23 protein-coding genes, 3 tRNA genes and 1 pseudogene are annotated in these 25,890 nt (G+C 68.2%); 6 read left to right on the plus strand and 21 right to left on the minus strand.

Going from position 1 to position 25,890, the window contains the following annotated elements:
- The 7 genes from fliJ to FAZ79_RS11805 form a co-directional block, all read right to left on the minus strand.
- The coding region (gene fliJ / locus FAZ79_RS02740; protein WP_136866547.1) for a flagellar export protein FliJ at window positions 1-437 on the minus strand (437 nt) is incomplete at its 3' end.
- Window positions 438-451: 14 nt separating this feature from the next.
- Window positions 452-1,753: a flagellar protein export ATPase FliI gene (gene fliI, locus FAZ79_RS02745; protein WP_136866548.1), complete on the minus strand. Its 1,302-nt coding sequence runs from the start codon at window positions 1,751-1,753 to the stop codon at window positions 452-454.
- A 55-nt stretch (window positions 1,754-1,808) separates the two neighbouring features.
- On the minus strand, window positions 1,809-2,666 hold the full coding sequence (locus FAZ79_RS02750) for a FliH/SctL family protein (protein ID WP_136866388.1): 858 nt from the start codon (window positions 2,664-2,666) through the stop codon (window positions 1,809-1,811).
- Window positions 2,653-3,693: a flagellar motor switch protein FliG gene (gene fliG / locus FAZ79_RS02755; RefSeq protein ID WP_136866389.1), complete on the minus strand. Its 1,041-nt coding sequence runs from the start codon at window positions 3,691-3,693 to the stop codon at window positions 2,653-2,655. Before fliG ends, FAZ79_RS02750 begins: the two co-directional genes overlap by 14 nt.
- A gap of 6 nt (window positions 3,694-3,699) precedes the next feature.
- Window positions 3,700-5,484: a flagellar basal-body MS-ring/collar protein FliF gene (gene fliF / locus FAZ79_RS02760; RefSeq protein ID WP_136866390.1), complete on the minus strand. Its 1,785-nt coding sequence runs from the start codon at window positions 5,482-5,484 to the stop codon at window positions 3,700-3,702.
- A 50-nt stretch (window positions 5,485-5,534) separates the two neighbouring features.
- A complete protein-coding gene (gene fliE / locus FAZ79_RS02765; RefSeq protein WP_197039112.1) occupies window positions 5,535-5,888 on the minus strand; it encodes a flagellar hook-basal body complex protein FliE in 354 nt (117 codons plus the stop codon).
- Between the two features lie 89 nt (window positions 5,889-5,977).
- Window positions 5,978-7,429 (minus strand): sigma-54 dependent transcriptional regulator, encoded by a 1,452-nt coding sequence (locus tag FAZ79_RS11805; RefSeq protein ID WP_282097224.1) that lies wholly within the window; start codon window positions 7,427-7,429, stop codon window positions 5,978-5,980.
- A 295-nt stretch (window positions 7,430-7,724) separates the two neighbouring features.
- On the opposite strand from FAZ79_RS11805, the gene FAZ79_RS02775 reads away from it, so the two are divergent.
- Both FAZ79_RS02775 and FAZ79_RS02780 read left to right on the plus strand, forming a co-directional pair.
- Window positions 7,725-9,308, plus strand: coding sequence for a flagellar hook-length control protein FliK (locus FAZ79_RS02775; protein ID WP_136866392.1), 1,584 nt, complete (start codon window positions 7,725-7,727; stop codon window positions 9,306-9,308).
- Window positions 9,305-9,652 carry an EscU/YscU/HrcU family type III secretion system export apparatus switch protein gene (locus FAZ79_RS02780; RefSeq protein WP_136866393.1) on the plus strand — a complete coding sequence of 116 codons (348 nt, stop codon included), beginning with the start codon at window positions 9,305-9,307 and terminating at the stop codon, window positions 9,650-9,652. Before FAZ79_RS02775 ends, FAZ79_RS02780 begins: the two co-directional genes overlap by 4 nt.
- A 62-nt stretch (window positions 9,653-9,714) precedes the next feature.
- Here FAZ79_RS02780 and FAZ79_RS02785 read toward each other — a convergent pair.
- The 5 genes from FAZ79_RS02785 to FAZ79_RS02805 form a co-directional block, all read right to left on the minus strand.
- A tRNA-His gene (locus FAZ79_RS02785) sits at window positions 9,715-9,790 on the minus strand.
- A 37-nt stretch (window positions 9,791-9,827) separates the two neighbouring features.
- Window positions 9,828-9,904: transfer RNA gene (locus FAZ79_RS02790), tRNA-Arg, on the minus strand.
- Between the two features lie 18 nt (window positions 9,905-9,922).
- A tRNA-Pro gene (locus FAZ79_RS02795) sits at window positions 9,923-9,999 on the minus strand.
- Between the two features lie 143 nt (window positions 10,000-10,142).
- Window positions 10,143-12,434: a phosphoenolpyruvate--protein phosphotransferase gene (ptsP, locus tag FAZ79_RS02800; protein ID WP_136866394.1), complete on the minus strand. Its 2,292-nt coding sequence runs from the start codon at window positions 12,432-12,434 to the stop codon at window positions 10,143-10,145.
- A complete protein-coding gene (locus FAZ79_RS02805; protein WP_136866395.1) occupies window positions 12,424-13,002 on the minus strand; it encodes an RNA pyrophosphohydrolase in 579 nt (192 codons plus the stop codon). The genes ptsP and FAZ79_RS02805 overlap by 11 nt, the downstream gene beginning before the upstream one ends.
- A 419-nt stretch (window positions 13,003-13,421) precedes the next feature.
- Between FAZ79_RS02805 and FAZ79_RS02810 the strand changes: the two genes are divergently transcribed.
- On the plus strand, window positions 13,422-14,096 hold the full coding sequence (locus FAZ79_RS02810; protein WP_136866396.1) for an HAD family hydrolase: 675 nt from the start codon (window positions 13,422-13,424) through the stop codon (window positions 14,094-14,096).
- Window positions 14,097-14,154: 58 nt separating this feature from the next.
- On the opposite strand, the gene dcd is transcribed toward FAZ79_RS02810, so the two are convergent.
- Window positions 14,155-14,736 carry a dCTP deaminase gene (gene dcd / locus FAZ79_RS02815; RefSeq protein WP_136866397.1) on the minus strand — a complete coding sequence of 194 codons (582 nt, stop codon included), beginning with the start codon at window positions 14,734-14,736 and terminating at the stop codon, window positions 14,155-14,157.
- A 215-nt stretch (window positions 14,737-14,951) separates the two neighbouring features.
- Here dcd and FAZ79_RS02820 point away from each other — a divergent pair, with 215 nt between their 5' ends.
- Window positions 14,952-15,611 (plus strand): EipA family protein, encoded by a 660-nt coding sequence (locus FAZ79_RS02820; protein WP_247709474.1) that lies wholly within the window; start codon window positions 14,952-14,954, stop codon window positions 15,609-15,611.
- Window positions 15,612-15,785: 174 nt separating this feature from the next.
- Window positions 15,786-16,382 (plus strand): DUF3365 domain-containing protein, encoded by a 597-nt coding sequence (locus tag FAZ79_RS02825; RefSeq protein WP_247709475.1) that lies wholly within the window; start codon window positions 15,786-15,788, stop codon window positions 16,380-16,382.
- 98 nt (window positions 16,383-16,480) lie between these two features.
- On the opposite strand, the gene FAZ79_RS02830 is transcribed toward FAZ79_RS02825, so the two are convergent.
- From FAZ79_RS02830 to FAZ79_RS02865, 8 genes are all read right to left on the minus strand, one after another.
- Window positions 16,481-18,850: a mechanosensitive ion channel domain-containing protein gene (locus FAZ79_RS02830; protein WP_136866398.1), complete on the minus strand. Its 2,370-nt coding sequence runs from the start codon at window positions 18,848-18,850 to the stop codon at window positions 16,481-16,483.
- 143 nt (window positions 18,851-18,993) lie between these two features.
- Entirely contained in the window at window positions 18,994-20,835 is a 1,842-nt protein-coding gene (gene uvrC / locus FAZ79_RS02835) for an excinuclease ABC subunit UvrC (protein WP_136866399.1), read from the minus strand.
- A gap of 16 nt (window positions 20,836-20,851) precedes the next feature.
- The gene (locus FAZ79_RS02840; RefSeq protein WP_169303541.1) at window positions 20,852-21,478 is read right to left on the minus strand and encodes a response regulator transcription factor; all 627 of its coding nucleotides are present in this window, start codon (window positions 21,476-21,478) and stop codon (window positions 20,852-20,854) included.
- Between the two features lie 162 nt (window positions 21,479-21,640).
- Window positions 21,641-22,108 carry a CYTH domain-containing protein gene (locus FAZ79_RS02845; RefSeq protein ID WP_136866401.1) on the minus strand — a complete coding sequence of 156 codons (468 nt, stop codon included), beginning with the start codon at window positions 22,106-22,108 and terminating at the stop codon, window positions 21,641-21,643.
- A 38-nt stretch (window positions 22,109-22,146) separates the two neighbouring features.
- Window positions 22,147-23,121 (minus strand): beta-ketoacyl-ACP synthase III, encoded by a 975-nt coding sequence (locus FAZ79_RS02850; protein WP_136866402.1) that lies wholly within the window; start codon window positions 23,119-23,121, stop codon window positions 22,147-22,149.
- Window positions 23,118-24,146 carry a phosphate acyltransferase PlsX gene (plsX, locus tag FAZ79_RS02855; RefSeq protein ID WP_136866403.1) on the minus strand — a complete coding sequence of 343 codons (1,029 nt, stop codon included), beginning with the start codon at window positions 24,144-24,146 and terminating at the stop codon, window positions 23,118-23,120. The genes FAZ79_RS02850 and plsX overlap by 4 nt, the downstream gene beginning before the upstream one ends.
- A 118-nt stretch (window positions 24,147-24,264) precedes the next feature.
- Window positions 24,265-24,450, minus strand: coding sequence for a 50S ribosomal protein L32 (rpmF, locus tag FAZ79_RS02860; RefSeq protein WP_136866407.1), 186 nt, complete (start codon window positions 24,448-24,450; stop codon window positions 24,265-24,267).
- Between the two features lie 97 nt (window positions 24,451-24,547).
- Complete coding sequence (locus FAZ79_RS02865; protein WP_136866409.1) at window positions 24,548-25,114, minus strand: YceD family protein; 567 nt, start codon at window positions 25,112-25,114, stop codon at window positions 24,548-24,550.
- Between the two features lie 110 nt (window positions 25,115-25,224).
- Here FAZ79_RS02865 and FAZ79_RS02870 point away from each other — a divergent pair.
- Window positions 25,225-25,817 (plus strand): annotated as a pseudogene (locus FAZ79_RS02870) (Maf family protein).
- Window positions 25,818-25,890: the final 73 nt, after the last annotated feature.

The following is a 25,890-nucleotide window of genomic DNA, read 5'->3' on the forward strand; positions in this document are numbered from 1 at the left end:
GCGGCCTTGGCCGCGCCATGCTGATCCATTACCTGCTGCTCGGCCCGATCGGCACGGCGCCGGATCGAATCACGATAGCGCTGGCTCAGACGGTCGACCGACTCGTTGCGCGCATGCGCCTCGCGGGCATCATTGGACCGCTGGCTCAGTTGTTCTTCCAGGTCGCGGACCACCTTGCGCTGATGCTCGATGGTTTCCTCGATCCGGGCCATGAACTGCCGGTAGTTCTGCAGCGCGAAGGCGCGATTGCGCCCCTCGGCGGCAAACCCCAGGTTGTTGGTGTATTCGGTGAAGTAGCCCTCGAGGTCGGCCAGCCGCTGGCGCTGGGCGTCAAGCTCCCGCTGCACCTCACGACGGCGACGGCTGGCGAGATCGGCCTGGTGGCCCATCACCCGCCCGGCATTGCCGAGGGATTTCAGACGTTGCGTGTCACTCATGCTCGCTCACCCCGTCAATCCGAATGCAGCAGGTCGACCAGTGCGTCGATGCTCGAAGGCATGTCGGCCGGCTCGTTCATCGACTGCGACAGGAAGGCCTCGAGGTCGGGCTGGATGTCGATCACCCGGTCGAGGCGTGCGTCCTGGCCACGGCGATAGGCCCCCACGGCGATCAGGTCGCGGTTCTCGCGATAGGTCGCCGCCAACTCCTTGAATCGCCGCATCAAGGATAGATGATCCGGGTCGACCAGCTTGGGCATCAGCCGGGAGATCGAGGCCTCGACGTCGATCGCCGGGAACCGACCGCGCTCGGCGATCTCGCGCGAGAGCACGATGTGCCCATCGAGGATCGCCCGCGCGGCATCGGCCACCGGGTCGTTCAGGTCGTCACCCTCGACGAGCACGGTGTAAAAGGCGGTGAGACTGCCCTGACGGTTCTCGCTGTTGCCGGCACGCTCGACCAGCTTGGGCAGGTGCGCGAACACCGAGGGCGGATAGCCCTTGGTCGCCGGCGGCTCGCCGATCGCGAGACCGATCTCCCGCTGGGCCTGCGCGTAGCGGGTCAGCGAATCCATCAAGAGCAACACGTCGAAACCCTGGTCGCGGAAATGCTCGGCGATCGAGCTGGCCAGGTTCGCGCCGTGCAAACGCATCAAGGCCGAGCTGTCGGCGGGCGCGGCCACCACGACCGCACGCTCGCGCGCCTCGTCGTCGAGGATCTCGCTGACGAACTCGGCGACCTCGCGGCCCCGCTCGCCCACCAGACCGACCACGATGATCTGCGCGCGGGTGTAGCGGGTCATCATGCCGAGCAGCACACTCTTGCCCACACCGGAGCCCGCGAAGATGCCCATGCGCTGGCCGCGGCCGACCGTCATCAGGGCATTGATCGCTCGCACGCCGACGTCCAGCGGCTCGGTGATCTCGCGGCGCTTCAAGGGGTTGATCGGCCGGCCATGCAGGTTGACCGAGGCATCCCCGGTCAACCGCTCGCCGTCGTCGATCGGCCGGCCACGGGCGTCGAGCACCCGGCCGAGCAGTTGTTCGCCCATCGGCACGCGGCTGGCCGCGCCGAGGTTCTTGACCCGGCAGCCCGGACCGACGCCCTGGGTGGTCTCCAGCGGCATCAGGTAGGTCGCCTCCTCGGCAAAGCCCACCACCTCGGCCTCGAAGCGCCGCCCCTGCGGGTCGGTCACCTCGCATTGATCGCCGATCAGCGCCGAGAGACCGCGGGCCTCCAGCGCGAGGCCCACCACGCGCACGATTCGCCCCTCGGAGGCCGCCGCCGGGGCATCCACCCGCGCGGTCGTCCCCATCAGGCGTCGCGCCCAGTTCAGCGAGACATCGGCACTGGGATCGCGCAGTCCGGGATCAGTCATCGTCGCGCTCCTCCGATCGCGGGGCATCGCTCGCGGGTGCCGAGTCGTGATCGGTACCCGGATCGGCATCCGGCCCATCCGACGAGGTCTCGTTGGGTTGTGCCGGGGCCTCGGCCGGTTCGTCGGATTGAGCCGACCCCGATGGGGTGGCGGCCGTTTCCGGGACGGGCTGGTCCGGGCCGGGGTAGACCCGACCGATCAGGTGATCGAGCGTGGCCGCCCAGCGATTGGCCAGGCTGGCATCCACCCGGGCATCGCCCGACTCGACGATCACCCCGCCGGCACTGACGGTGGCATCGGCGCGCAGATCGAGGCGCTCGAAACGCGCATCGTCGATCAGCTCGCGCAGGGACGCCTCGTCGGCGGGTGCGCAGCGCAGGGTCACCGAGCGGACCGATACCGGCAGGGCCGCCAGGGCCTCGCGGGCGATCGACGGCAGGCCACTGTTGTCGGCCTGGACCTCGCGGGCCACCATCACCCGGGCGATCTGGGTCGCCAGGGCCGTGAGCTGTTCGGTGACCTCGTCGTCGAGCAAGGCCAGCGGCCGCTCCAGGTGCGAGAGCCAGCCGCGCAGGCGGTTCTCGATTGCCTGGATCTCTTCACGCGCGGCGGCCATGCCCTCCTGGTAGCCGGCATCGTGTCCCTTCTTCAGGCCAGCCTCGTAACCGCGTTTCTCGGCCTCGGCTCGCGCCTCGGCCAGTTCCTCGGCGGTGGCCGGATCGACCTCGTCGCCCGCCTCCTCGACCGGCTCGGCGCTGAAATCCGGCAGCTCCCAGGCATCCACCAGCTCCTGCCAGTCGGTGGCCTCGAGCGGGCGAGTCAGGGTCGGGGCGTCGTCAGATGAACTCATCGCCACCTCCGCCACCCAGGGCGATCTTGCCCTCGTCGGAAAGCTGACGGGCAACCTGCAGGATTTCCTTCTGCGCGGCCTCCACGTCGGCCAGGCGTGTCGGGCCCAGGGTCTCGAGATCGTCGCGCATCATCTCGGCGGCGCGACGGGACATGTTGTGGAAGATCTTCTCCTTGAGCTCGGAGTCGGCACCCTTCATCGCCAGCAGCAGCTTGTCGGCCGGTACCTCGCGCAGCAGGATCTGCAGGCTGCGGTCCTCGACGTCGACCAGGTTGGCGAAGACGAACATCAGGTCCTCGATCTGGGTACCCAGGTCCTCGTCGGTCTCCTTGACCCGGCCCATCAGCTCTTCTTCCACGTTGGACTCGAGGAAGTTCATGATGCCGGCGGCGATCTTCACGCCGCCGACCTTGGAGGACTTGCCACCCTGGGTGCCGGACGCCTGACGCTCCATGATGTCGTCGAGCTCTTCGAGGGCCTGCGGCGAGACGCCTTCGAGGTGCGCGATCCGCAGCACGATGTCGGTCCGGGTGTTCTCCGGCAGCATCTGCAGGATCTCCGCGGCCTGGTCGCTTTCCAGGTGCGAGAGCACGATGGCGATGATCTGCGGGTGCTCGTAGCGGATGATCTCGGCGATCGAGCGCGCGTCCATCCACTTGAGGAACTCGAGGTTGCGGCGGTTGCCCTGCGAGGAGATCCGCTCGAGCAGGCCGGCGGCCTTGTCCTCGCCCAGCGCCCGGGTCAGCACGTTGCGGATGTAGTCGTTCGAGCCCAGCGCGAGACCGGTCTGGTTCTCGAGATCGTCGGAGAATTCGTCCAGGGCGGCCTGGATCTGCGGGCGGGTGACGTTCTTGAGAACGGCCATCGCCTGGCCGATCTTCTGCACCTCACGCGGGTCGAGGTGACCGAAGACGTGCGCCGCGGATTCCTCGCCCAGCGCCATCATCAGGATGGCCGCCTTTTCCGGGCCTTTCAGGCCGGAGAGCGGGCTTTCCTGCGGGAGGTTGGTGTCGGGTGCCTGGGCCATGGGAAATCAGTTCTCCTCGTGGGTCCACTGCTTGATCACGGCAGCGACCGCCTTGGGATCGTGGTTGACGCTCTTGCGCAGCTGGCGCAGCTTGTCGGTGTAGCTGGCGTTGCCGATCAGCTCGGGCACGTTGGAGAGATCATCCTCGTCGTAGTCCTCGCCCTCGGGCTGCGCGCGGCGCTCGTCCGGATACTGCGTCGGCATAGTGTACTGCGGCCCCTGCTGTCCGGACTGGTCGGTGAGCTCGGTCGAGGTAGCCACCCGTTCGCGACGGCTCTCGGCCAGCATCTTCAACAGCGGTCGGGCAACCAGCAGGAAGACCAGCAGCATGGCCAGACCGATGCCGGCGTTCTTCAGGGTCGCCCAGAACCAGCCCTGTTCCCAGACCGGCGCGGTCACCGGCTCGATGTCCTGATCGACGAACGGGAAGGTGCTCAGCGTGACCTGGTCGCCACGCGCCTCGTCGATACCCACCGACTGGGCCACCAGCGCGCGCATCTTCTCCAGGCGCTCGGTGCGGGCCTGGGCGGCCGCCTCCGCGGCGGCCTCGTCCTCGGCATCGGCCGGCGCCTCGCCGCTGGTTGCGTTCTCGTCGAGCAGGACCGCGACACTGAGCTTTTCAATCTGGCCGCTGGCGAACTGGGTGTGCTCGATGTTGCGATCGACGTTGTAGTTGCGCGTCTCGTTACGGTCGCTGTCGATCGGCGTCTGCACCAGGGTCTGGAATTCCTCGACGGTGAGATCCTGCGGCGGCACCAGGCCACCCTCGCCACCGTCCGGGTTGACCTCGCCGCCACCCGGCGGCTGGTTGGCGATCGCCCCCGGCATGCCGACCACGCCGTCACCTCCCCCCAGCGAGCGGACGGTCTCGTTGACCTGCTCGCTCAGGAGAACGCCCTCGCCCGGCCCGTAGGTCTGGCTGGTGCCCTCGCGCCGGGAGAAGTCGATCTCGGCGGAGACCTGCGCACGGACGCGATCCGAGCCCACGATCGGGGCGAGCAGCGACTCGATCCGCCGCGCGTAGGCCTGTTCAAGATTCTGACGGTACTGGAACTGGCGGCTGGTCAGCCCCATGCCGGCGGCATCGTCGCCGGTATTGGTCAGCAGGTTGCCGCCCTGGTCGACCACGCTGACGTTCTCGGGCGAGAGGTCGTTGATGCTGGACGCCACCAGGTGAACGATGCCGTTGACCTGGCCTCGGCTGAGCGTGCTGCCGCCCTTGATGTCGACCACGACCGAGGCGGTGGGCGTCTTGCGGTCGCGCACGAACACCGACTTCTCCGGCTGGGCGATGTGCACCCGCGCAGCGCGGATCGCGCCGATCGTCTGGATCGAGCGGGCCAGCTCGGTCTCGATCGCGCGGCGGTAGCGCGCCTGCTCGATGAACTGACTGGTGCCGAGCGACTGGTCCTGATTGAGCATCTCCAGCCCGACGCCATCACCGCCCGGCAACCCCTGCTGGGCCATCAGCATGCGGATCTCCGGCAGGCGATCGGCGCCCACCATCACCGTGCCGTCGGCGGCCAGCTCGTAGGGCTCGCCCGCGGTCTTGAGCGCCTCGACCACCTCGGCGGAGGACTGCGCGTCCAGCGACTGGTACAGCGGCACCATCGACTTGCCGCTGCCCCAGAGGAAGAAGCCGACCATGAAGGAGATCACCGCCGCCAACGCGATCAGCAGCAGCAACTGTCGGAAACTTGACGACTGCGTGAACGCATCCATCTGCCGGATCCAGCGCGGGCTCTCGCCGCTGCCGGTCGGGGTGGTGGTGATAGCAGAACCTTGGGCCATGACGTTATGTCCGAATCAGGAGAATACGGGTGACGGGATAGAACGAGGCATCAGAGCGGCATGTTCATGACCTTCTCGTAGGCCTGAACCAGTCGATTGCGCACCTGCAGGGTCGCCTCGAAGGCCACGGAAGATCGTTGCGAGGCAAGCATGACCTCGGTGAGCGTCACCTGGTCGTCACCCGCCTGCAGCCGGTTTTTGAGATCGCCCGTGGTTTGCTGCAGCTCGTTGACCTGGCCGACGGCCTGGGTCAGGGCATCGGCGAAATTGCTGCGTTCGACCTCATTGACGCCCTGCGCCGCCGGATTGACGGCCTCCGGGCCGGCCGGGCGCTGGGTGGCCTGGGTACGCAGCTGCTGCATCTGGGAAAGGATCTGGTCGACGGACATGTCGTTGCCGCTCATTGACCCACCTCGTTGACTGTCGCGGATTGACTTGCGCAGTCACTTGCACGAGGTGTGCCAAAAGGGCGAGGGGATCGACCGGTCGCGGCTCAGCCGATCTGGTACTTGCGCATCTTCTCGACCAGGGTGGTCCGCCGGATACCCAGCAGGCGCGCGGCCCGGGCGACCACGGCATCGGCCTGCGCCAGGGCGGCCTGGATCCAGGCCTGCTCGATCGCCTCGAGCTGCGATTTCAGCGAGATGCCGTCTTCCGGCAGGGTCAGGTCGCAATCCTCGACCTCCTCCGGGGTGAGCGGCAGACGCGGGCCGATGTTCTCGGTCAGCGACCAGATGCTTCGCGGATCCGGGTCGAGACGCTCGGTGGTCCGGTAATCGGTCTGACGATCGGCCTGCGGATCGACCGGTTGGGCGGCCTCCTGCCGAGCGACGGGGGTCGGTTCCGGCTCGGCCGGGCCGAGGTGCTGCAGGTGGGCGGGCAGATCCGCCACGCGTGCCGGACGGTCCGCGGCGAGGATGCCGATGCGCTCGAGCACGTTGGCCAGCTCGCGGACGTTGCCGGGCCAGTCGTGCTGCTTGAGCACCGAGACCACCGCGTCGGTCAGTTCCGGCGCCGGGCGCCCGTCGCGATTCAGCCGTTCGACCAGGGCGTTGGCGATCTCGGGCAGGTCGTCGCGCAGGGCGCGCAGCGGCTGGGTCTGGATCGGGAAGACGTTGAGACGGTAATAGAGATCCTGGCGGAACTTGCCGTCGTCGACCATGGAGAGCAGGTCGCGGTGCGTTGCGGCCACGATCCGCACGTCGGCATCGAACGAGGTGCTGCCACCGACCCGCTCGAACTTGCGCTCCTGGAGCACACGCAGGATCTTGACCTGCATGGAAAACGGCATGTCGCCGATCTCGTCGAGGAAGATGGTGCCGCCCTGGGCCAGCTCGAAGCGCCCCTTGCGCTGGGTGATCGCCCCGGTGAAGGCGCCCTTCTCGTGGCCGAACAGCTCGGACTCGAGCAGCTCGCCTGGGATCGCGCCGCAGTTGACCGGCACGAAGGGCTTGTCGGCGCGCTCGGAGAGCATGTGGATCATGCGGGCGACCACTTCCTTGCCGGTACCGGTCTCGCCGAGGATCAGCACGGTGGCATCCGTCGGTGCCACCTGGGCCACCTCGTGACGCACCCCCTCGAGTGCCGGGCTGCTGCCGATCAGCCCCCGGTTCTCCTGGCGAAGCCGCTCGCCGTGCCAGCGGCTCTTCATCGGCGCGAGCACGGCCTGCAACGTGTCCAGCGGCACCGGCCAGGGCAGCTGGGCCTGCGGCGGACGCGTCGGGGTGCCGTCGAGCTCGCCCAGGACCACCCAGGGGGCACACTCGACCTTGTCGTCGTTCGCCACGCCGTCGGCCGCGAAGGTCAGTCGACACAGCGGCCCGTCGCTCCACGCCGGGTCGGGGCCGACGCAGGTGTCGAAACCGAGCAGCGTCAGTTGCTCGTTCAGCAACGACGCCTCCGGCGCCTTGCTGTCGATCCAGCAAAGGGGTTGAGGCCGCGGCATGCTCATCTCCTGGGTGCTCGGCGGTCGTTGGCGCCGCCGTTCTTGTTGTTTTTTGTTGGCTCTTCGTGCGTGTTCCGAGCAAACTGTCGCAATCCGCCCGTCGCGGCCTGCCTCACCCTCGAGCGGGCAGCCATGACAATCACGGAGTGCAAAAGTTCCCGAGAAAACTAGCGTGACCCTGATGGCATGTCAAAACATTGTCACTCAGAGGGAAATTCCGTGAATCCCCCTGTGGCTTGTGAGCGACACCGGCGCGCCCTACCATCGACGGTAACCGCCCCCGACCGGAGCCTGCATGAAGATTCTCAAGGTCGAACAGCCCGGTCAGACCACCCCCGCGGGACAGGTCCTGCGCCTGCAGACCGGGCAGCGCCTCGCCGCCATCTCGCTGTCGGATGCCCGGCCGGGTGAGCGCGCGACCCTGTCGGTGGCCGGCGGCCAGTTGCAGGTCACCACCCAGCACCCGCTCAAGGCAGGCCAGGCGATCGACCTGGAGGTCACCCGATTGGGCGAACAGGTTCACCTGCGCCCGCTCGGCCCGCCGCCGGACCCCCGTCAGCTCGACCAGGCCCAGCTGACCCGCAACCTGCTCCAGGCCCTGGCGCGGGTGGGCACAACAGGCGCCGGCAACACCACCGGCACCTCCGCACCCACCACCCCGACACCGACCCCGGCATCCGTGGCTGCCAACCCGGCCCAGGCGCAAACCGCCCAAACACAATTCACGCGGGCACAATCCACCCAGGCGCAAATCACCCAGGCACAGACCAACCCACCGCCCAGCCCCCAGGCCTCGCCCGCGGCGGGGACGGCCCGGGGAATCACCGGCAATGCCGCGACACCGGCGACGCCGGCCACCCCGTCACCGCCCCAGGCAACCGGCACCGCGGGTGGGGCAACCACCTCGATACCGGCGGCGATCCTGCAGGCCACCCGCCCCGGGGGCGTTGCTGCGGCCACGGAATCGATGCTGCGGGCCGCGCTCAACCAGGGCGTGACCAGCGGGACAACGACCACGGGGCCCGGTGCCGCGGGACAGGCCAACGCCGCCTTGGCGACACCGGCCGTCGCGTCGCCCACGGCCCAGACGGTCCCGCCCGGCCTCAATGGCCTCTTGCCCCTGCTCTCGGCGCTACGCGAGCCGCGCCTGATCCAGGGGCTGGTGGCCGGCTGGCTTGCCACGGCGGACAACCCCGCCCGATCACCCAACCCGCTGGCCGGGGTCGGCGGCCCGATACCGGCACCCGCCGGTCAGGGGCTGACGGATACCCCGCTCGGCAGCCTGTTGCAACAGGCCGCCCGCAGCCTGCGCGCCCAGCCCGACCTCGCCCCGCGTGACCCGGCCGCGCGCCAGGCCACCCTCGAGTTCATGCAGCGGATCGGCGACCAGGTCGAGCGCAGCCAGCTGGCGACCGCCCTCTCCCAGGGGGCGGCCGGTGCGGCGGCCGGGACGCAAACCGGCCCCAACCAGCCGACCTGGTTGCTGGAAATCCCGCTGCAGTTGGCCAACGAGGCCCACACGCTGCGCCTGGGGATACGCGAGGAAGACGAGTCGGGCGAGGCGCGTGACGGCGGTGGCCGTTGGCGAATCGATCTGGCGATGGAATGGCCCCGGCTGGGCCCGCTACATGCCGCGCTGGTGATGCAGGGCGAGCAGATCGACGTCGACTTGTTCGCCGATCAACCGGAGACGGTCAGCCTGCTCGAGAGCACGCGCCCGACGCTGGCCAAAGCGTTGTCCGATTCCGGCCTCACGCCCGGGCGCCTCGGCGCCTACCCCGGCCCGCCCCCGGCAAGCGCGCGGGCACGGCTCGAACCCGACACGAGCGGGGCGGCGGGCTCGTCCGCACCCCGTGGCTTTCTGAGTGAGCAGGCATGATGGAACGCGACGAGACGCGCCATACCCAGTCGAAACCGCGGCGCGCCATCGCGCTGGCCTACGACGGCACGGACGTGCCGCAGGTGGTGGCTACCGGACAGGACGAGCTGGCCCGTCGCATTATCGAGGTGGCCCGCGAGAACGACGTCCCGGCGGTGGAAGACCCGATGCTCGCTCGGGCCCTGGCGGAGATCGATCTGGGCGACCGCATCCCCGAAGCCCTGTTCCGGGCGGTGGCCGAGGTGCTCAGCTACGCGCTCTACGTCAACGACCGCCATGAGGAGGTACTGCGTCGCGCCCGCGAACGGGTGGATGAACGCGACCGCAATCGGGACCAGGAGTGAGTCGCAACGCCGCCGGACACGAAAAAGCCCGCCGTGAGAGGCGGGCTTTTCCAACGCTATGGTGGGGTGACTGATGGGATTCGAACCCACGACCACCGGAATCACAATCCGGGGCTCTACCAACTGAGCTACAGTCACCATCGAAAGGTTTTCACCGTTCATCCTGGTGCGCTTATGGCGCGCCCGGCAGGACTCGAACCCGCAACCCTCGGCTTAGAAGGCCGATGCTCTATCCGGTTGAGCTACAGGCGCAAGTTTCGGCTAATTCACTGGTCGGAGTGGAGGGATTCGAACCCCCGACCACCTGGTCCCAAACCAGGTGCGCTACCAGACTGCGCTACACTCCGTTCGCCGTCATCGCGCAAACGCGCCTCGTCCGCCGGAGCGGTTTCGGCCCGTGCCGGTGACGAAGGTGCGCCATGATAGGCATCGACCGGGGCCAAGTCAATTGCCCCCGGGAAGCTCCGAACCGATCTCCCCGGATCGGCGGTCAGTGACGCCCCGCGCGGATCAGGCCGCCCAGGCCGCGATCCTCCAGCGCCTGGTTCAGCAGGGTGCGAATCTCGGCGGGCCGTTCGCAGCGCATGGCCTCCTCGAGCAACGCCTGGGCATCGGCGTGCGAGAAGCTGCGGATCACCCACTTGATCCGCGGCAGCGACCCGGCGCTCATCGACAGCGAATGGATGCCCATCCCCAGTAGCAACACGGCCCCAAGCGGGTCGCCGGAAAGCTCGCCGCAAACGGCCACTTCGCAGTCCTGGCGCGCGCCAGCGGAGCAGACGTCACGGATCGCGGCGAGCACCGCCGGATGCAGGGCGTCGTAGCGCGAGGCGACCCGCTCGTTGTTACGGTCGATCGCGAGCAGGTACTGGGTCAGATCGTTGGTGCCGATGGAGAGGAAGTCGCAGCGGCTGGCCAGCGCGTCGGCCTGGTAGACCGCCGAGGGCACCTCGATCATCACCCCGATCTTGGGCCGCTGGATCTCGCCGACCTCCTCGGACACCTCGTCGAACGCCTGGGCGATGTAGGCCAGCGACTGGTCGAGCTCGTCGACCGCCGAGATCATCGGCAGCAGGATATGCAAATTGTTCAGGCCCGCCGAGGCCTTGAGCATCGCCCGGATCTGGGTGAGGAAGATCTCCGGGTGGTCCAGCACCAGCCGGATGCCACGCCAGCCGAGGAACGGGTTGTCCTCGCGGATGGGGAAATACGACAGCGGCTTGTCGCCACCCACATCCAGCGTGCGTAGCACCACGGGCTTGCCGGCGAAGGTCTCGAGCGCCTCGCGGTAGATATGCGCCTGCTCCTCCTCGCCGGGGAACTGCTTGCGGATCTGGAACGGCACCTCGGTGCGGTACAGGCCGATGCCCTCGGCACCGACGGTCAGCGACGGCGCCATGTCCGAGAGCAGGCCGATGTTGACGTGCATGGCGACACGCACGCCGTCGGAGGTCAGTGCCGGCTCGTCGCGCAGGGCGGCGAGCTCTTCGGTCAGCTCCGCCTCCTCGCGGGCCAGCCGCTGCATCTCCTCACGGAGCGAGCCGCGCGGACGGACCACGACCAGGCCGCGATAGCCGTCGACCACCACCTCCTTGTTGCGCAGCCGGGAAATTGGCAGGTCGGACACACCCATCGCCGCCGGCACACCCAGTGCGCGGGCGAGGATCGCGAGATGCGAGGAGCCCGAGCCGGTCGAGGAGACGATGCCGACCAGCCGCTCGGTGGGCACCTCGGCCAGGTGCGAGGCGGACAGGTCATTGCCCACCAGCACGATCTGATCCGGCCACTCGGTCGGCCCGGCACTCTCGGCGTGCAGCTTGTGCAGCACCCGGTTGCCCAGATCGCGGATGTCCTGGGCCCGTTCACGCAGGTAGGCATCGCTCATCTGCTCGAACACCGCCGCGTGCTCGGCGATCGCATCGCGCAACGCGGCCCCGGCCCACTGGCCCGCGCGGATGTGCTGCTCGATCGCCTCGACCAGCGAGCCACCCGAGAGCATGCGGATGTAGGCATCGAACAGCAGGTTCTCCTCCTCGCTACCGGAGGCCCGCGCAAAATCGATCTTGAGTTGCTCGAATTCCTGGCGGACCGCCTCGATGGCGCTGTCGAGCACGCCCAACTCGTGGTCGATGTCGTCGACCTCGCGATCCTCGACCATCTCCAGCGACTGGCCGTCGGCGACCACCACCGCGGTGCCGAAGACCACGCCCGGCGAGCCCGGTAGGCCGCGGGCGGAGAACGCCGAATCGAAGCCGCCCGGCTCGTTGCCGGTGCGCATCAGCTCGCCGCTGGCGCGGGCGTGACGGATGGCGGAGGCCAGCTGCGTGGCCAAGGTGACCACGAAGGACTCCTGGTCGTCTGAGAAGCGGCGGCGCTCGCGGGCCTGGACGACCAGCACGCCCAGCACGTCGCCGCGGTGGATGATCGGCACGCCCAGAAAGCCGTGGTAGGGCTCCTCGCCGATGTCGGTGACGAACTTGAAGGCCGGGTGGAGCGAGGCGTCCTCGAGGTTGATCACCTCCGCCCGGCGCGCGACCAGGCCGACCAGACCCTCGTCGAGGGCCAGCGAGACCTGGCCGACCATCGACTTGTTCAGGCCCTCGGTCGCCTGCAGCACCAGGCTGGGCTCGACGGCCTCGGCCTCGTCGCCGCCCAGCACGTAGACCGAGCAGACCGAGACGTCGAGCGCCGACTGGACCCGGCGGGCAATCAGGTCGAGCGCCGCCCGCAGGTCCGCCGACTTCGAGACCTCGGTGACGATCTGGCGGAGTTCATCGAGCATCGCGATGCCCCGCCGCGGCCAAGCCGGCCGGTGACGCCTGCTCGATGCGCCGCTCGAGCTGTTCGGGCAGGCACTCGTCCGGGCATTCGGCGGGCACGCCCTCGAGGAAAGGGGCGAGCTGGTGCAACGCCTGGAAATAGACGGTGCGCTTGAAGTAGATCACTTCGGGCAGGATCGACCAGAACGGACGCCATTCCCAGCCGTCGAATTCGGGCTTGTGGGAGGCATTGAGATCGAAGGCGCTCTCGTCGGTGCGCAGGCGCAGCAGGAACCATTTCTGCTTCTGACCGATGCAGACGGGATGGACGTGACGACGCACCATGTTGCGCGGCAGGCGGTAGCGGAGCCAGCCGCGGGTCCAGGCCATCACCGAGACGTGCTCGGGCAGCAGCCCCACCTCCTCGCGCAGCTCACGGTACATGGCCTCCAGCGGCCGCTCCTCGGCGTTGATGCCGCCTTGCGGAAACTGCCAGGAACGATGCCCGACCCGCTTGCCCCAGAAGACCTCGCCTCGCTGGTTGCACACGATGATCCCGACATTGGGTCGAAAGCCGCTACGGTCAATCACGATTCCACTCTTGCAAAAGTCAGTCGCCAGAAATGGCGGGGCGCGCGGCCCCGCAGGGGCAAACCGCCGAGCCGGCACGAGGCCGTCCGCGGTCACCCAAGTGTCATTGATTCTTTCACAAAACCCCGGGGCGATAAACCGACGCGACCGGGCGCCTAGGCAGGCGCGGGTCACGACGAGTCCGGGGGACTGTCCGCCCCGCCACCCGGCGACGGCGGCACTCCTCCCGATCCCCGCGCCGGCGCCCTTTCGCCGGACCGAAACCCTCGTGCTCGACCGGCCCCGCACCGCCTTGCCGCCCGTCGGACCAAGATCCACACGGGATGGGGTATCATGCGCGCCCGTCGACCCGGCCACGGCCGGGATGCAACGCGATCATGACGGCAGGCGCACCGCGCCCTGCCGCCAGGAGGCCTTTCGTGAAACTCGCCATCTTCGACCTCGACAACACCCTGCTCGCCGGTGATTCCGATCACGCCTGGGGTGCCTTCATGACCGAACACGGCATTGTCGACGCCGACGACTACGCGCGGCACAACGACGAGTTCCTGCGCCACTACCAGCAGGGCACGCTCGACATCGACGCCTACCTGCGCTTTGCGCTGGCACCACTGGCCGAGCACCCGGCCGAGGACCTGGAGGCCTGGCGGGCCGAGTTCATCGAGAGGGACATCCGCCCGCTGATCACCCCGGCGGCGCGCGAGCTGGTCGAATCCCATCGCCGCCGCGGGCACACCCTGATGCTGATCACCGCGACGAACGCCTTCGTCACCGGTCCGATCGCCGAGCTGTTCGACATCCCGCACCTGCTGGCCACCGAGCCCGAACGCCGTAATGGCCGCTACACGGGTCGCTACACCGGCACGCCGACGTTCCAGCACGGCAAGATCCTCGCGCTCGAGGAATGGCTGGAGACCCAGCAGGTGCGCCCGGAGGAGACCTGGTTCTACTCGGATTCGCGCAACGACCTGCCACTGCTCGAGCAGGTCGACCATCCCGCGGCGGTCGACCCGGACCCGGTGCTGCGCCGCGAGGCCGAGGCGCGCGGCTGGCCGGTGCTGGCACTCAACGTCGTCGAGGAACCGGCGGGGTAGGACGAAAAACGCCCCCGGCATCACACCGGGGGCGTTGACGGTGGCGCGCTCGAGGCGATCAGGCGGTCGGCAGGGTCACGCCGCGCTGCCCCTGGTACTTGCCGCCCCGGTCCTTGTAGGAGGTCTCGCAGACCTCGTCGGACTCGAGGAACAGCATCTGCGCGACACCCTCGTTGGCGTAGATCTTCGCCGGGATGGGCGTGGTGTTGGAGAACTCCAGCGTCACGTGGCCCTCCCACTCCGGCTCGAGCGGGGTGACGTTGACGATGATCCCGCAGCGGGCGTAGGTCGACTTGCCCAGGCAGATGGTCAGCACGTTACGCGGGATACGGAAGTACTCGACCGTATGCGCCAGGGCAAAGGAATTGGGCGGGATGATGCAGACGTCGGAATGCACGTCGACGAAGCTGCGCTCGTCGAAGGCCTTGGGGTCGACGATGGTGGTGTTGATGTTGGTGAACACCTTGAAGTGGTTCGAGCAACGCACGTCGTAGCCGTAGCTCGAGGTCCCGTAGGACACCATCGGCTCGGCCTTGCCGTCCGGGCCGGGCATGCTGCGCACCTGACCGGGCTCGAACGGCTCGATCATGCCGTGCTCCTCGGCCATGCGACGGATCCAGCGATCGGACTTGATACTCATTCGGTCATCCCGTTGCAGAAGTTGCCTCAAGGGGCGATGCCGTCGGGCCTTCCCGTGGCAAAGCGCGTATGCTTGCGACAAAACAGCGGGTTGTCAACCGGCCCGGGTCGGCCCGGGATCGAGGCGACCACGCAACTTTTGCGAGCCCCCCCGGTCTGCATGAAGGAATATCGTTCGACATGCCGTTTCACTCTGAACAAGGGATTATGCGAAACATGCAAGGCACTCTCCTCACCTTTCCCCGTCTCTTTCCGTCGGCACCGCGCTCGCGCCTGATGGGGCCGATCGCGGCCCTGGCCGTCGCTCTGTTCCTGAGCGGCTGCGCGAGCGCGCCGACAACCCAGAACGGCGATGGCGGCGCCGACCAGGGCAGCCAGTCCAGCGATCAGACCGAGGGCTACGACAAGTACGAGACCACCCAGGAGGCGGTCGACTTCCTGGGCGGTTCGGCCGAGGGCATCGCCCGGGCGGTCGACCGCGCCTTTGCCGACTACGGCCGTCCCAACGCCATCATCAAGGGCGAGGAAGGCGGCGGCGCGATCGTCGTCGGCCTGCGCTACGGCATGGGCGAGTTCATGGCGAAGTCCGGCGAGAAACAGACCGTCTACTGGCAGGGACCGTCGGTCGGCTGGGACTTCGGTGGCGATGCGGGCCGGGTGTTCATGCTGGTCTACAACCTGCCGCGCCCGGACCTGATCTTCCAGCGCTTCGCCGGCGTCAACGGCTCGGCGTTCGTCGTCGGCGGGGTCGGCATGCAGTACCTGCGCAGCCAGTCGATCGTGGTCGCCCCGATTCGCGTCGGCGTCGGCCTGCGACTGGGGGCCGGCGTGGGCTACACGCAGTTCACGCAGGAACAGTCCTACAACCCGTTCTGACCCGCACCGACTCACTGACCACGAAAAGCGCCGACCTCCCCGGAGGCCGGCGTTTTTTTGTTTGAGGCAGGCAGGATGGGTTCCACCCCTTGCACCCACCCCTACGGTCTACTATAAGCTGCGTGTTTGCCTAGATAGCCAACCCTTATCCTCATTAACGGCAAGGAGCATCCCGTGACGAAAACCAATCGAATCGCCCCCGCCCTGCTGACCATCGCCGGGCTCTCTCTGATCACCGTCCCCGCGCAGGCGGGCGAAGCCCCCTCGCCGGCGGTGCAGGCGCAACTGCAGGAGTACAAGGCCACCATGCAGGCGTTCGGCACGACCCTCAAGGGCGAGCTGCAGGCCGCGATGAAGGAAGGTGGTCCCATGGCCGCCGTGCAGGTGTGCAACGAGCGCGCCCCGGAAATCGCCGCGGACATGAGCCAGGAAAGCGGTTACACCCTGCGTCGCACCAGCCTCAAGCCGCGCGCCACGCCACCCACCGACTGGGAGCGCGCGGTGCTCGAGGAATTCGAGGCACGCCAGGCCAACGGGACGCCAGTCGCCGAGATCGCCTGGCACGAGGTCAAGGAGATCGACGGCGAGCAGCAACTGCGCTTCATGAAGGCGATTCCCACCGAGGGCGTCTGCCTGACCTGCCACGGTCAGGACGTCGACCCGAAGCTCAAGGCCGAGATCGACCGCCTCTACCCGGACGACCAGGCGACCGGGTTTGCCGAGGGTGACATCCGCGGCGCCTTCTCGATCAGTGCGGCGCTCGAGCAGTAACCCCCCTAGGGTAGGTCTGCACCAGCGGCCCAACGACAAACGCCCCGGCGTGGCCAACCACGCCGGGGCGTTTTTCATGGCGAAGGCCAAGTGGCGGGTCAGTCTTCCGGCGTCTCGACGTCGTCCTGTGCCGGCACCTTGCCACCCGGTCCGTCGGGCTTCTGGCCGCGACGGGAGTTGCGTTCCGATTCGGTCTCGTAGTCCTCCGCCACGCGCTCGTCCTTGAGCAGGTGCACGTTGGCCGGGGGCGAGGTGCCGTCCTTGTCCACGCCGAAGTACAGCGTGGTGTGCGGGAACGGGATCTCGATGCCGGCCTTGTCGAAATACATCTTGACCAGGCGGTTGTAGGCCCGCCCGACGGCCCACTGGTCGCCCGGCGTGGTCTTGATCATCACCCGGATATTGACCGAGCTGTCGGCCAGCGCGGTGACCCCGGGGATCTCGACCGGCTCGAGGATGTGGTCCTTCCAGTCGGGATCAGCGGCGAGTTCGTCGAACGCCGCCTTGAGCTGGGCAATCGCGTCGTCGATGTTCTCGCGGTAGGCGATGCCGTACTCGCCCTTGTGGTAGGCGTACTCGCGCATGTAGTTCGAGACGATATCCACCGACGAGAACGGGATGACGTGCACGGTGCCCGACAGGTCACGCAGCGACACCGAGCGAATCGACAGGCGCTCGGCCGTGCCGGTCACGCCGGCGGCGGTGATCACGTCGCCGGTGTTGATGGCGTTCTCGATCTGGATGAACACCCCGGTGATCACGTCCTGAACCATCTTCTGCGCGCCGAAGCCGATCGCCAGGCCCAGCACGCCGGCACCGGCGAGCAGCGGGCCGATGTTCACTCCGAGCTCCGAGAGGATGATCATCGCCGTGATGGTGATCAGGGCAATGGCAATCGCGTTGCGGAACAGGGACAGCAACGTCTGCAAGCGCGCCGAGGGCATGCCGGCATCGCTGTTGAGCTTCGCCTCGATCAGGCCGGTGGCCACCAGCCAGACCATCAACGCGATGATCAGCACGATCGAGATATCGATCACGGCGGCGAGCATCCAGCGTCCGCTGTCGCTGGCCAGCCAGGCGAACATGTCGACCAGGTTCCAGACCGAGAGCACGCCGAACAGCGCGACGATCCCGATCACCACCCGGACGATGCGCAGGATCAGCGGCACGTAGGTGTTCAGGCGCAGTTGCAGGGTCGGCATCCGGTGCAGCCATCGTTCGGGCACGCGCACCCCTCGGCCGATCCACTGGGTCAGCATGGCGGCAATGAAGATGGATGCACCGACGATGATCGCGGTGTTGAAGGTCGCCAGGGCGACGAACGGCAGCGATTCGCCGGGCCGGGTGATCGCCACGACGAACACGCCGGTGGCATAGATCATCGCCAGCCAGTGCCAACTGACGGCCAGCAGGCGAAAGGCCCAGGAGGCCACCGGCTGACGGCTGCGCTCGGCGCGCGTCAGCAGCGCGCCGCCCACCATTCCACGCGCCTTCCACAAGCGGCTCCAGGTATAGGCGAGCGCCAGGACGGCCACGCCCCAGCCGACCGCGCTGGCGAGATCGTCGCGCTCGGCAAGCTCGATGGCCGGCACGAGCAGGATGCCGGCGTAGCCGGTGAACCAGATCACGCGTGACAGCCAACCCGACCAGAACCGCGAATCATCCTCCGACAGGCGGAACAGGCGCAGGCCGGGCGATGCCGGGGCGAAGGCCGTGCCGATCAACAGCCGGGCCGCCTCGACCACGACGAACGCCTGCAGGGCCAGCCCCAGGACCGCGCCGGTGGTCTTGTCGCCGTCGGCCAGCCACCACACGCTGGCCTGGGCAGCCACGTAGGCGATGGCGAGCAGGACGACGCCGAGCGCGAGACTCGCGAGCACCGCGACACCGGTGCGGAACAGGCGATGCCGGGAGTTCGCCGACCGCGCGTAGGCATCCAGGCGGCGCCACACGCCGCCCAGCAGCCGTCGGCCGATCGCGAGCACCAGGTAGGCGATCACGAGCGCGGCCAGCACCCGCCAGGCAATCTGGCCGACCGCCACCCAATCGACGTCGACCCCGCCCTTGACCAGCCGCGAGCCCGCCCCGGCCATGTCGGCCACGGTACTGGAGACCACGCCCACCAGCCCCGAAGCGATGCCGTCGGCAATACCGGAGGCGTCCGCCGCCTGTTCGGCGTCGCTCGCCGCCCCATCGTTCGAGGATTCACCCTCGCCGGCGGACAATCGTTCGAGCTCCGCGATCAGCTCGTCGCGCTTGGCCGGATCCTTGAGCAGTTCGAGCAGACCGGCGTAGGGCCCTTCCGCGCTCGAGTCGGAACTGGAGTCGGCACTTGCCGTCCCATCGCTGGCCGCGGCCCCGGCTTGGCCACCCGCCTGCTGAGCGAGCGCGGGCCCGGCAACGATCAGCAGCAGCGAAACCACGAGGGCGCGCCACGTGGACAGCCTCGTCGACAGCCAGGCAGACACGTGGCGTCCGGGACGCTTGGCTTGTGGAACGGGGGCAGATGGCATGTAGGACGTCTCCGGCATGGGTCAAGGATCGTTGGACGATAACGGCAGCAAGCCTAGCAAAGGAATGCACCGGCAGCCGGCCGGGGCCGTGAAGGGGCTCAGCCGGCCCCACCCTCGTGGAACCACTCGTGGATGCGGGCGGCCAGCGTCGGCGAGATGCCCGGCACCTTGGCCAGCTCGGTGACACTGGCGCCCTTGAGCCCGCGGATACCGCCGAAATGCTTCAACAACGCCTGGCGACGCTTGCCGCCCACGCCGGGAATGCGCTCGAGGTCGGACTGCGTGCGCGCCTTCTGGCGGCGGGCCCGGTGACCGGTGATCGCGAAGCGATGCGCCTCGTCGCGCACCTGCTGGATCAGGTGCAGGGCCGGATCGTGCGGACTCAGGTGATCCTCGGTGTAGAGCCCCGGCGAGCCGAGCAGCGGCTGGACCAGGGTTTCCTCGCCGGGGCGTCGCTCCGGGCCCTTGGCGACCCCGATCACTCGCACGCGCCCGGCAAGCTCGCGTTCGGCCAGCACGTCGACCGCCTGGGCGAGCTGCCCCTTGCCGCCGTCGATCAGGAGCACGTCCGGCAACACGCCGGACTCGCGCACGGCGCGGTCGAAGCGGCGCGTCAGTGCCTGACGCATGGCGGCGTAGTCGTCGCCCGGCGCGATCCCCTCGATGTGGTAGCGACGGTACTGGTCCTTGCGTGGCCCATCCGGGCCGAACACGACGCAGGAGGCGACCGTCAGCTCGCCCTGGGTGTGGGAGATGTCGAAGCACTCGATGCGCTCGATCCGGTCCATGGCCAACCATTCGCCCAAAGCCTCGAAGCGACGCGTCAGCCCGCGACGACTGACCAGTCGTTCGTTGAGCGCGATGCGGGCGTTCTCCCGCGTGTCCTCGAGCCAGGCACGCGCCTTGCCCCGCCGGGGCACCAGCAGATCGACCCGGTGCCCGGCCTGTTCGGCGAACACGCCGGCCAGCCATTCCGCGTCCTCGGGCAGGTGATCGCACAGGATCCGCCGGGGCAGGTCGCGGTCGCTGTAGTAAAGACCCAGGAACCCGCTGATCACCTCGGCGGGATCGGCGTCGGCGGGCACGTCGGGGAAGAAGTGCCGCGTGCCCAGGTGTCGGCCGTCGCGAATGGTGGCCACGCCCACCGCCGAGATCCCCTGCTCGCTGACCAGCGCGATCACGTCGGCATCCCCGGACATGCCGGTGATCCCCTGCTGCTGGCTGACCGCGCGCAGCATGCCGATCTGGTCGCGCAGGGCGGCCGCCTTCTCGAAATCGAGATCGGCGGCTGCTTTCTCCATACGCGCGACCAGGTCGTCGATCAGCTTCTGGCTGCGCCCGGAGAGGAAGGCCATCGTGTCCTCGACGTCCTGGCGGTATTCGGCCTCGTCGACGTAGTCCACGCAGGGCGCCTTGCAGCGCTCGATCTGGTATTGCAGGCAGGGGCGCGAGCGGTTCTTGAACACGCTGTCCTCGCACTGTCGCACCTTGAAGACCTTTTCGAGCAGGTTGAGGGTCTCGCGCACCGCACCGGCCGAGGGATAGGGCCCGAAATACCGCCCCGGACGCTTGCGCGAGCCACGGTGGTAGGCCAGACGCGGGAACCGGTCGTTGGTGGAGACGTAGATCCAGGGATAGCTCTTGTCGTCACGCAGCAGGACGTTGTAGCGCGGCCGATGGGCCTTGATCAGGTTGCTCTCCAGGAGCAGCGCCTCGGCCTCGGTCTGGGTGGTGGTGATCTCGACGTCGGCGACCTGCTCGACCAGACGGCGCGTCTTGATCGCCGCGGGCGTGCCGCGGAAATAGCTGGAAAGACGATTCTTGAGGTTGCGCGCCTTGCCGACGTAGAGGATCTCGCCATCGGCATTCAGGAAGCGATAGACGCCGGGGCGCTCGGTCACGGAGGCCAGGAAGGCCTTGGCATCGAACCGGTCGGTCATCGAAACGGGACCGGTATCAGGCGGAGAGAACGGTGCGGCCGGCCTTGACCGCCAGTCGCAGCAGGTCGATATCGGTGCTGACGCCGAGTTTCTCGTGGATGCGGGCGCGGTAGGTGCTGATCGTCTTGGGGCTGACGCAGAGTGCCTCGGAGATCAGGGTGTTGTTCTTGCCCTCGAGGATCATGCGCAGCACCTGCTGCTCGCGGCTGGAGAGCACCTCGAAGGGATCTTCCTCGGGCCGACCGTTCTGCAGGGCGATTTCCTGGGCGATGCGGCTGGAGACATAGCGCTTGCCGTCGGCCGCCTTGCGGATGGCGCTGATCAGCTCGTCCGGGTCGGCGTCCTTGGTGACGTAGGCGTGCACGCCACAGTCGAGCACCTGGCGCGCCAGGGTCACGTCGGCCTCGGCGGTCAGGGCGACCAGGCCGAGGCGGGGATGGGCCTGGTGGGCCCGCTTGAGGCACTCGTAGCCGCCCATCCCGGGCATATGGATGTCGCAGAGGATCGCGTCGATCGCCTCCGTGCGCAGCTTGTCGAGCGCCCGCTCGCCGCTGTCGGCCTCGGCGACCACCTCGATGTCACGCACCCCGCCGATCAGGTGACTGATCGCGGCACGCACCATCGTGTGATCATCAACAATCATGACCCGAATCATCGGCAACCCTTCGTCTTGGTACGGACCAGCCCGTGTCGATTCCTCACCGTGCCTGGACTTCCGGCAGACGACCAGACCGGCCGCCTTCCCGCGCCCGGCTCCCACTCTCCCGCCACGCGCCACCCGGGGTGACGCCGACCAACCGGCAATTTACCACTGACTGTAGGGATTTTTAACCAGCGAGACGTTGTAGTACCTGGCATCGTGCGAGACCTCCTCGCCCAGCCAGGCCGGTCGGGCGAACGGCTGGTCGACGTGGTCGAGCTCCACCTCGGCGACGATCAAACCGTCGTTCTCGCCGTGAAACTCGTCGATCTCCCACAGGTGCTCGCCGTAGGTGACGAAATGCCGGGTCTTGTCGATCACCGGCCCGGTGGTCAGGTGATCGAGCATCCGTTCGGCGTCCGCCAGCGGGATCTCGTACTCGAACTCGTCGCGCGAGATGCCGAGCGTGCGGCTCTTGATGTTGAGCCAGGCCCGATCGCCGGCAATCCGTGCGCGCACGGAGACCGGCCCCTGGTCGTTGAGGTAACCCTGCACCATGCGCTCGGAGCGCTCGATCTGGTTACGCCAGGCCTCATCGGTCAGCAGGAACTTGCGTTCGATTTCCTTGGCCATGCGCGTCTCCGGGACGTGACTTGTGACGTGGTGGGCGCTCAGTAACGCAGCAGCGCCGACCCCCAGGTAAACCCGCCACCGAAGGCCTCGGTGAGGATGACGTCGCCGCGCTTGATGCGTCCGTCGCGCACCGCGGCGTCCAGCGCCAGCGGCACGGAGGCCGCCGAGGTGTTGCCGTGCCGGTCGACGGTCACCACCACCCGGTCCATCGACATGCCCAGCTTGCGGGCCGTCGCCTGGATGATGCGGATGTTGGCCTGGTGCGGCACCAGCCAGTCGATCTCGTCCGGGCTCATGCCGGCGGCCTCGACGGTCTGGTCGACGATGCGCCCGAGGGTGTTGACCGCCATGCGGAAGACCTCGTTGCCACGCATCTCGATGAAGGCGGTGCCGTCGGCCAGCCGCTCGGGATCGGTGGTCTCGGGGTCGGGCTTGGCGGTGGTCAGCAGCGACTCGTAACTGCCGTCGGCGTGGATGTCGGTGCGGATGATGCCGGGCTCGTCCGAGGCCTCCAGGACCACCGCGCCGGCGCCGTCGGCGAACAGCACACAGGTGTTGCGGTCCGACCAGTTGACGATGCGCGAGAGCGTCTCGGCACCCACGACCAGCGCGCAGCGGGCCGCGCCGGTCTTGATGAACTTGTCCGCCACCGACAGGGCGTAGACGAAGCCGGTGCAGACCGCCTGCACGTCGAAGGCCGGCGGGCCGTGGATGCCGAGCTTCTGCTGCAGCAGGCAGGCGGTCGAGGGGAAGGTGCGATCGGGCGTGGTGGTCGCCACGATGATCAGGTCGACCTCTTCCGGCACCCGGCCGGCGGCCTCCAGCGCCCGGCGGGCGGCCGGCTCGGCCAGGTCGGAGGTCAGCTGGCCGTCGGCGGCGATGTGGCGCTGCTCGATGCCGGTGCGTTCGCGGATCCAGCTGTCGGAGGTATCCACGATCTGCTCGAGATCGTGGTTGGTCATGACCCGTTCCGGGAGGTAGCTACCGGTACCGGTGATGCGCGAATACGTCATGCCTGGGAACGCTCCTGCAGCAGTGTCTCCAGGCGCTGGTCGATGCGTCGCGGCACGTCCTTCTCGATCTCCCTCAGCGCGACGTCCAGCGCATTGCCGAAGGCATCCACGTTGGCCCCGCCGTGGCTCTTGATCACGATGCCCTGCAGGCCGAGCAGGCTCGCGCCATTGTAGCGGCCCGGGTCGACCCGCTTCTTCAGCCGGGCCAGTACCGGCATCGCCATCAGGGCGGCCAGCCGCGAGAACACGCCACGCTTGAACTCCTGGCGCAGGAAGTGGCTGATCATCTTGGCCACGCCCTCGCTGCTCTTGAGCGCGACGTTGCCGACGAACCCGTCACAGACCACCACGTCGACGCCACCCTTGTAGATGTCGTCGCCCTCGACGAAGCCGATGTAGTTGACCGGCCCCGCCTCGAGCCGCTCGGCAGCGCTCTTGACGGTATCGTTGCCCTTGATCGCCTCGGCGCCGACGTTGAGCAGGCCGACCCGCGGCGAGGGGTTGTCGTCAAAGGCCTCGACCAGCACCGAGCCCATCACCGCGAACTGGAACAGGTGTTCGGCATCGCAGTCGACGTTGGCGCCCAGGTCGAGCACGTGGGTGTGGCCGGATTCGTTGGGCAGCGCGGTGCAGATCGCCGGGCGTTCGATGCCCGGCAGGGTCTTGAGGACGAACTTGGCGGTCGCCATCAACGCGCCGGTGTTGCCGGCGCTGACCGCGGCCTGGGCGCGGCCGTCCTTGACCAGGTCGATCGCCAGCCGCATCGAGGAGGACTTCTTGGTCCGCAGCGCGATCGCCGGCGATTCGTCCATCGCGACCACCTGGTCGGCGTGAACGATCTCGACCCGGTCGCGGTCGACGCCGCCCTGCTCGGCGAGGTGCTGCTCGATGGTGGCCTGGTCGCCGACCAGCAGCAACGCCGCCGACGGATGGCGCGACAGGAAACGGGCGGCGGCACGAACCGTGACCTCCGGTCCGTGATCGCCGCCCATGACATCAATTGCGATCTGGCTGGTCATCGACACCCCTTGCCCACGAAAGGACCGCGCATGACGACGCTACCCGAGTCACCGGCACGAAGCCGGCGCGGGCAGGCGCTGCCGCCCGACTGGCGGGCGGCACGCGGGCAGTCGGCGAAGGAAATCAGGCGTTGTCGCCGGACTTGGTGACCACGCGACGGCCACGGTAGAAACCGTCCGGAGTGACGTGGTGACGGCGATGGGTCTCGCCGCTGGTCGGATCGATGGACAGCTGGGTGTTCTTCAGGCTGTCGTGGGCGCGGCGGGAGTCGCGCTTGGCGCGGCTGACCTTGTTCTGCTGTACGGCCATGGTTTTCTACCTCCAAAATGATCAAGACGCGCCGGGGCGCGCCTGCTAGCTTTCACGTTTTCCCTTTCCGTCACGGCGAGTCCACCGTGACACGAATTCAGTCTTTCCCGCCGGGACCCTTCTTCAGGGCGGCCAGCGCGGCGAACGGATTGTCGCCCTCGTCCTCGGCCGGCTCGGCCAGCTGCCCCGACTCGTAGGGCCGATCGGACGAGATCGGCCCGCAGGGCGCGTCGTGCACCGGCATCAGGGGCACGGCCATCAGCAGCTCGTCCTCGATCAGGTCGAGCACCTTGACGCGCCCCTCGCGCCCCAGGATCACCGGCTCGGCATCCGTTTCCACGTGCTCGGCCTGCTCCTCGCTGAACACGAAGCTCAACCGGGAGGTCGAGGCGACCGGCTGCACCACCGTCTCGCGACAGCGGGCGCACTCGAGCGCAAGCGAGGCCTTGATCGACAGCTCGGCGGCCAGCGGGTGCACCCCCTGCCCCTCGAAGAAACGCAGCCGGTAGGCGAGCCGACCGGCCTCGGGGGCCAGGTCGCGGCAGCGCGGCAGCGCCGCGATCGGCACCTCGCCAACCCGCTCGTCGCCCGACCGGCAGGCGGCGCGCACGTCGAGCGGCACGCTCAGCTGCTTGGCATCGGTCTGGCTGTCGTCAGTCGACATCGGCAACGTCCTGCGCTGGCAGACCGGGACGCACCACGGCGCCAACGGCCTTGCAAGCGGGAATCTTAATCCGCTAAGTTTACCGGCTTCTTATGCTTTCGCCAAACACTATGCCGCAGCACAAACCCAGCCTCGTCCTCGCCTCCGGGTCGGCCACCCGCCGTCAGCTGCTCGACCGACTGCAGCTGCCCTACTCGGTCGATCCCGCCGACATCGACGAGACCATCGCGGCGGACGAACCGGCGGCAGACGCCTGTCGCCGACTGGCCCGCGCCAAGGCGACCGGGTCGCCGGGCGCCACCCGGATGCGGTGGTGCTGGGCTCCGACCAGCTGCTGGCCTGGCGCGGCGGCATCCTGGGCAAGCCCGGCGATGCCGAAACCGCTCGCCGTCAGCTCGCCGAGATCGCCGGCCAGACCATCGCCTTCCACGTCGCGGTCAGCCTGGCCTGCCCCGACGGGCGGCACCTCGACTGGCACGAGACCGTCGAGGCCCGCATGCGCGAGCTTTCCGAGGCGGAAATCGCCCGCTACGTCGAGATCGAACAGCCCGTCGACTGTGCTGGCAGCATGCGATCCGAGGGCCTGGGCGTCTGCCTGGTCGAGCGCATGGACAGCCACGATCCGAGCACGATCCTTGGCATGCCGCTGATCGCCGCCGCGCGCCTGCTGCGCGAGGCCGGCCTCGACCCGTTGCGGCGCTGAGCCCGGCTCACCCGCACCCCACCCAGCCGCTGGCAACGTCCGTTTGACGACCCCGCCCCCTTGCAGTAAAACC

The sequence above is a fragment of the Guyparkeria sp. SB14A genome (assembly GCF_005096345.1).
GTDB lineage: Bacteria > Pseudomonadota > Gammaproteobacteria > Halothiobacillales > Halothiobacillaceae > Guyparkeria > Guyparkeria hydrothermalis.

Excerpts from the sequence above, each read along its gene's own strand:
- fliI (WP_136866548.1), bottom strand. The coding sequence starts at position 1,753 with ATGGGGACGACCGCGCGGGTGGATGCCCCGGCGGCGGCCTCCGAGGGG.
- FAZ79_RS02750 (WP_136866388.1), bottom strand. The coding sequence starts at position 2,666 with ATGAGTTCATCTGACGACGCCCCGACCCTGACTCGCCCGCTCGAGGCC.
- fliG (WP_136866389.1), bottom strand. The coding sequence starts at position 3,693 with ATGGCCCAGGCACCCGACACCAACCTCCCGCAGGAAAGCCCGCTCTCC.
- fliF (WP_136866390.1), bottom strand. The coding sequence starts at position 5,484 with ATGGCCCAAGGTTCTGCTATCACCACCACCCCGACCGGCAGCGGCGAG.
- fliE (WP_197039112.1), bottom strand. The coding sequence starts at position 5,888 with ATGAGCGGCAACGACATGTCCGTCGACCAGATCCTTTCCCAGATGCAG.
- FAZ79_RS11805 (WP_282097224.1), bottom strand. The coding sequence starts at position 7,429 with ATGCCGCGGCCTCAACCCCTTTGCTGGATCGACAGCAAGGCGCCGGAG.
- FAZ79_RS02775 (WP_136866392.1), top strand. The coding sequence starts at position 7,725 with ATGAAGATTCTCAAGGTCGAACAGCCCGGTCAGACCACCCCCGCGGGA.
- FAZ79_RS02780 (WP_136866393.1), top strand. The coding sequence starts at position 9,305 with ATGATGGAACGCGACGAGACGCGCCATACCCAGTCGAAACCGCGGCGC.
- ptsP (WP_136866394.1), bottom strand. The coding sequence starts at position 12,434 with ATGCTCGATGAACTCCGCCAGATCGTCACCGAGGTCTCGAAGTCGGCG.
- dcd (WP_136866397.1), bottom strand. The coding sequence starts at position 14,736 with ATGAGTATCAAGTCCGATCGCTGGATCCGTCGCATGGCCGAGGAGCAC.
- FAZ79_RS02820 (WP_247709474.1), top strand. The coding sequence starts at position 14,952 with ATGCAAGGCACTCTCCTCACCTTTCCCCGTCTCTTTCCGTCGGCACCG.
- uvrC (WP_136866399.1), bottom strand. The coding sequence starts at position 20,835 with ATGACCGACCGGTTCGATGCCAAGGCCTTCCTGGCCTCCGTGACCGAG.
- FAZ79_RS02840 (WP_169303541.1), bottom strand. The coding sequence starts at position 21,478 with ATGATTGTTGATGATCACACGATGGTGCGTGCCGCGATCAGTCACCTG.
- FAZ79_RS02845 (WP_136866401.1), bottom strand. The coding sequence starts at position 22,108 with ATGGCCAAGGAAATCGAACGCAAGTTCCTGCTGACCGATGAGGCCTGG.
- FAZ79_RS02850 (WP_136866402.1), bottom strand. The coding sequence starts at position 23,121 with ATGACGTATTCGCGCATCACCGGTACCGGTAGCTACCTCCCGGAACGG.
- rpmF (WP_136866407.1), bottom strand. The coding sequence starts at position 24,450 with ATGGCCGTACAGCAGAACAAGGTCAGCCGCGCCAAGCGCGACTCCCGC.
- FAZ79_RS02865 (WP_136866409.1), bottom strand. The coding sequence starts at position 25,114 with ATGTCGACTGACGACAGCCAGACCGATGCCAAGCAGCTGAGCGTGCCG.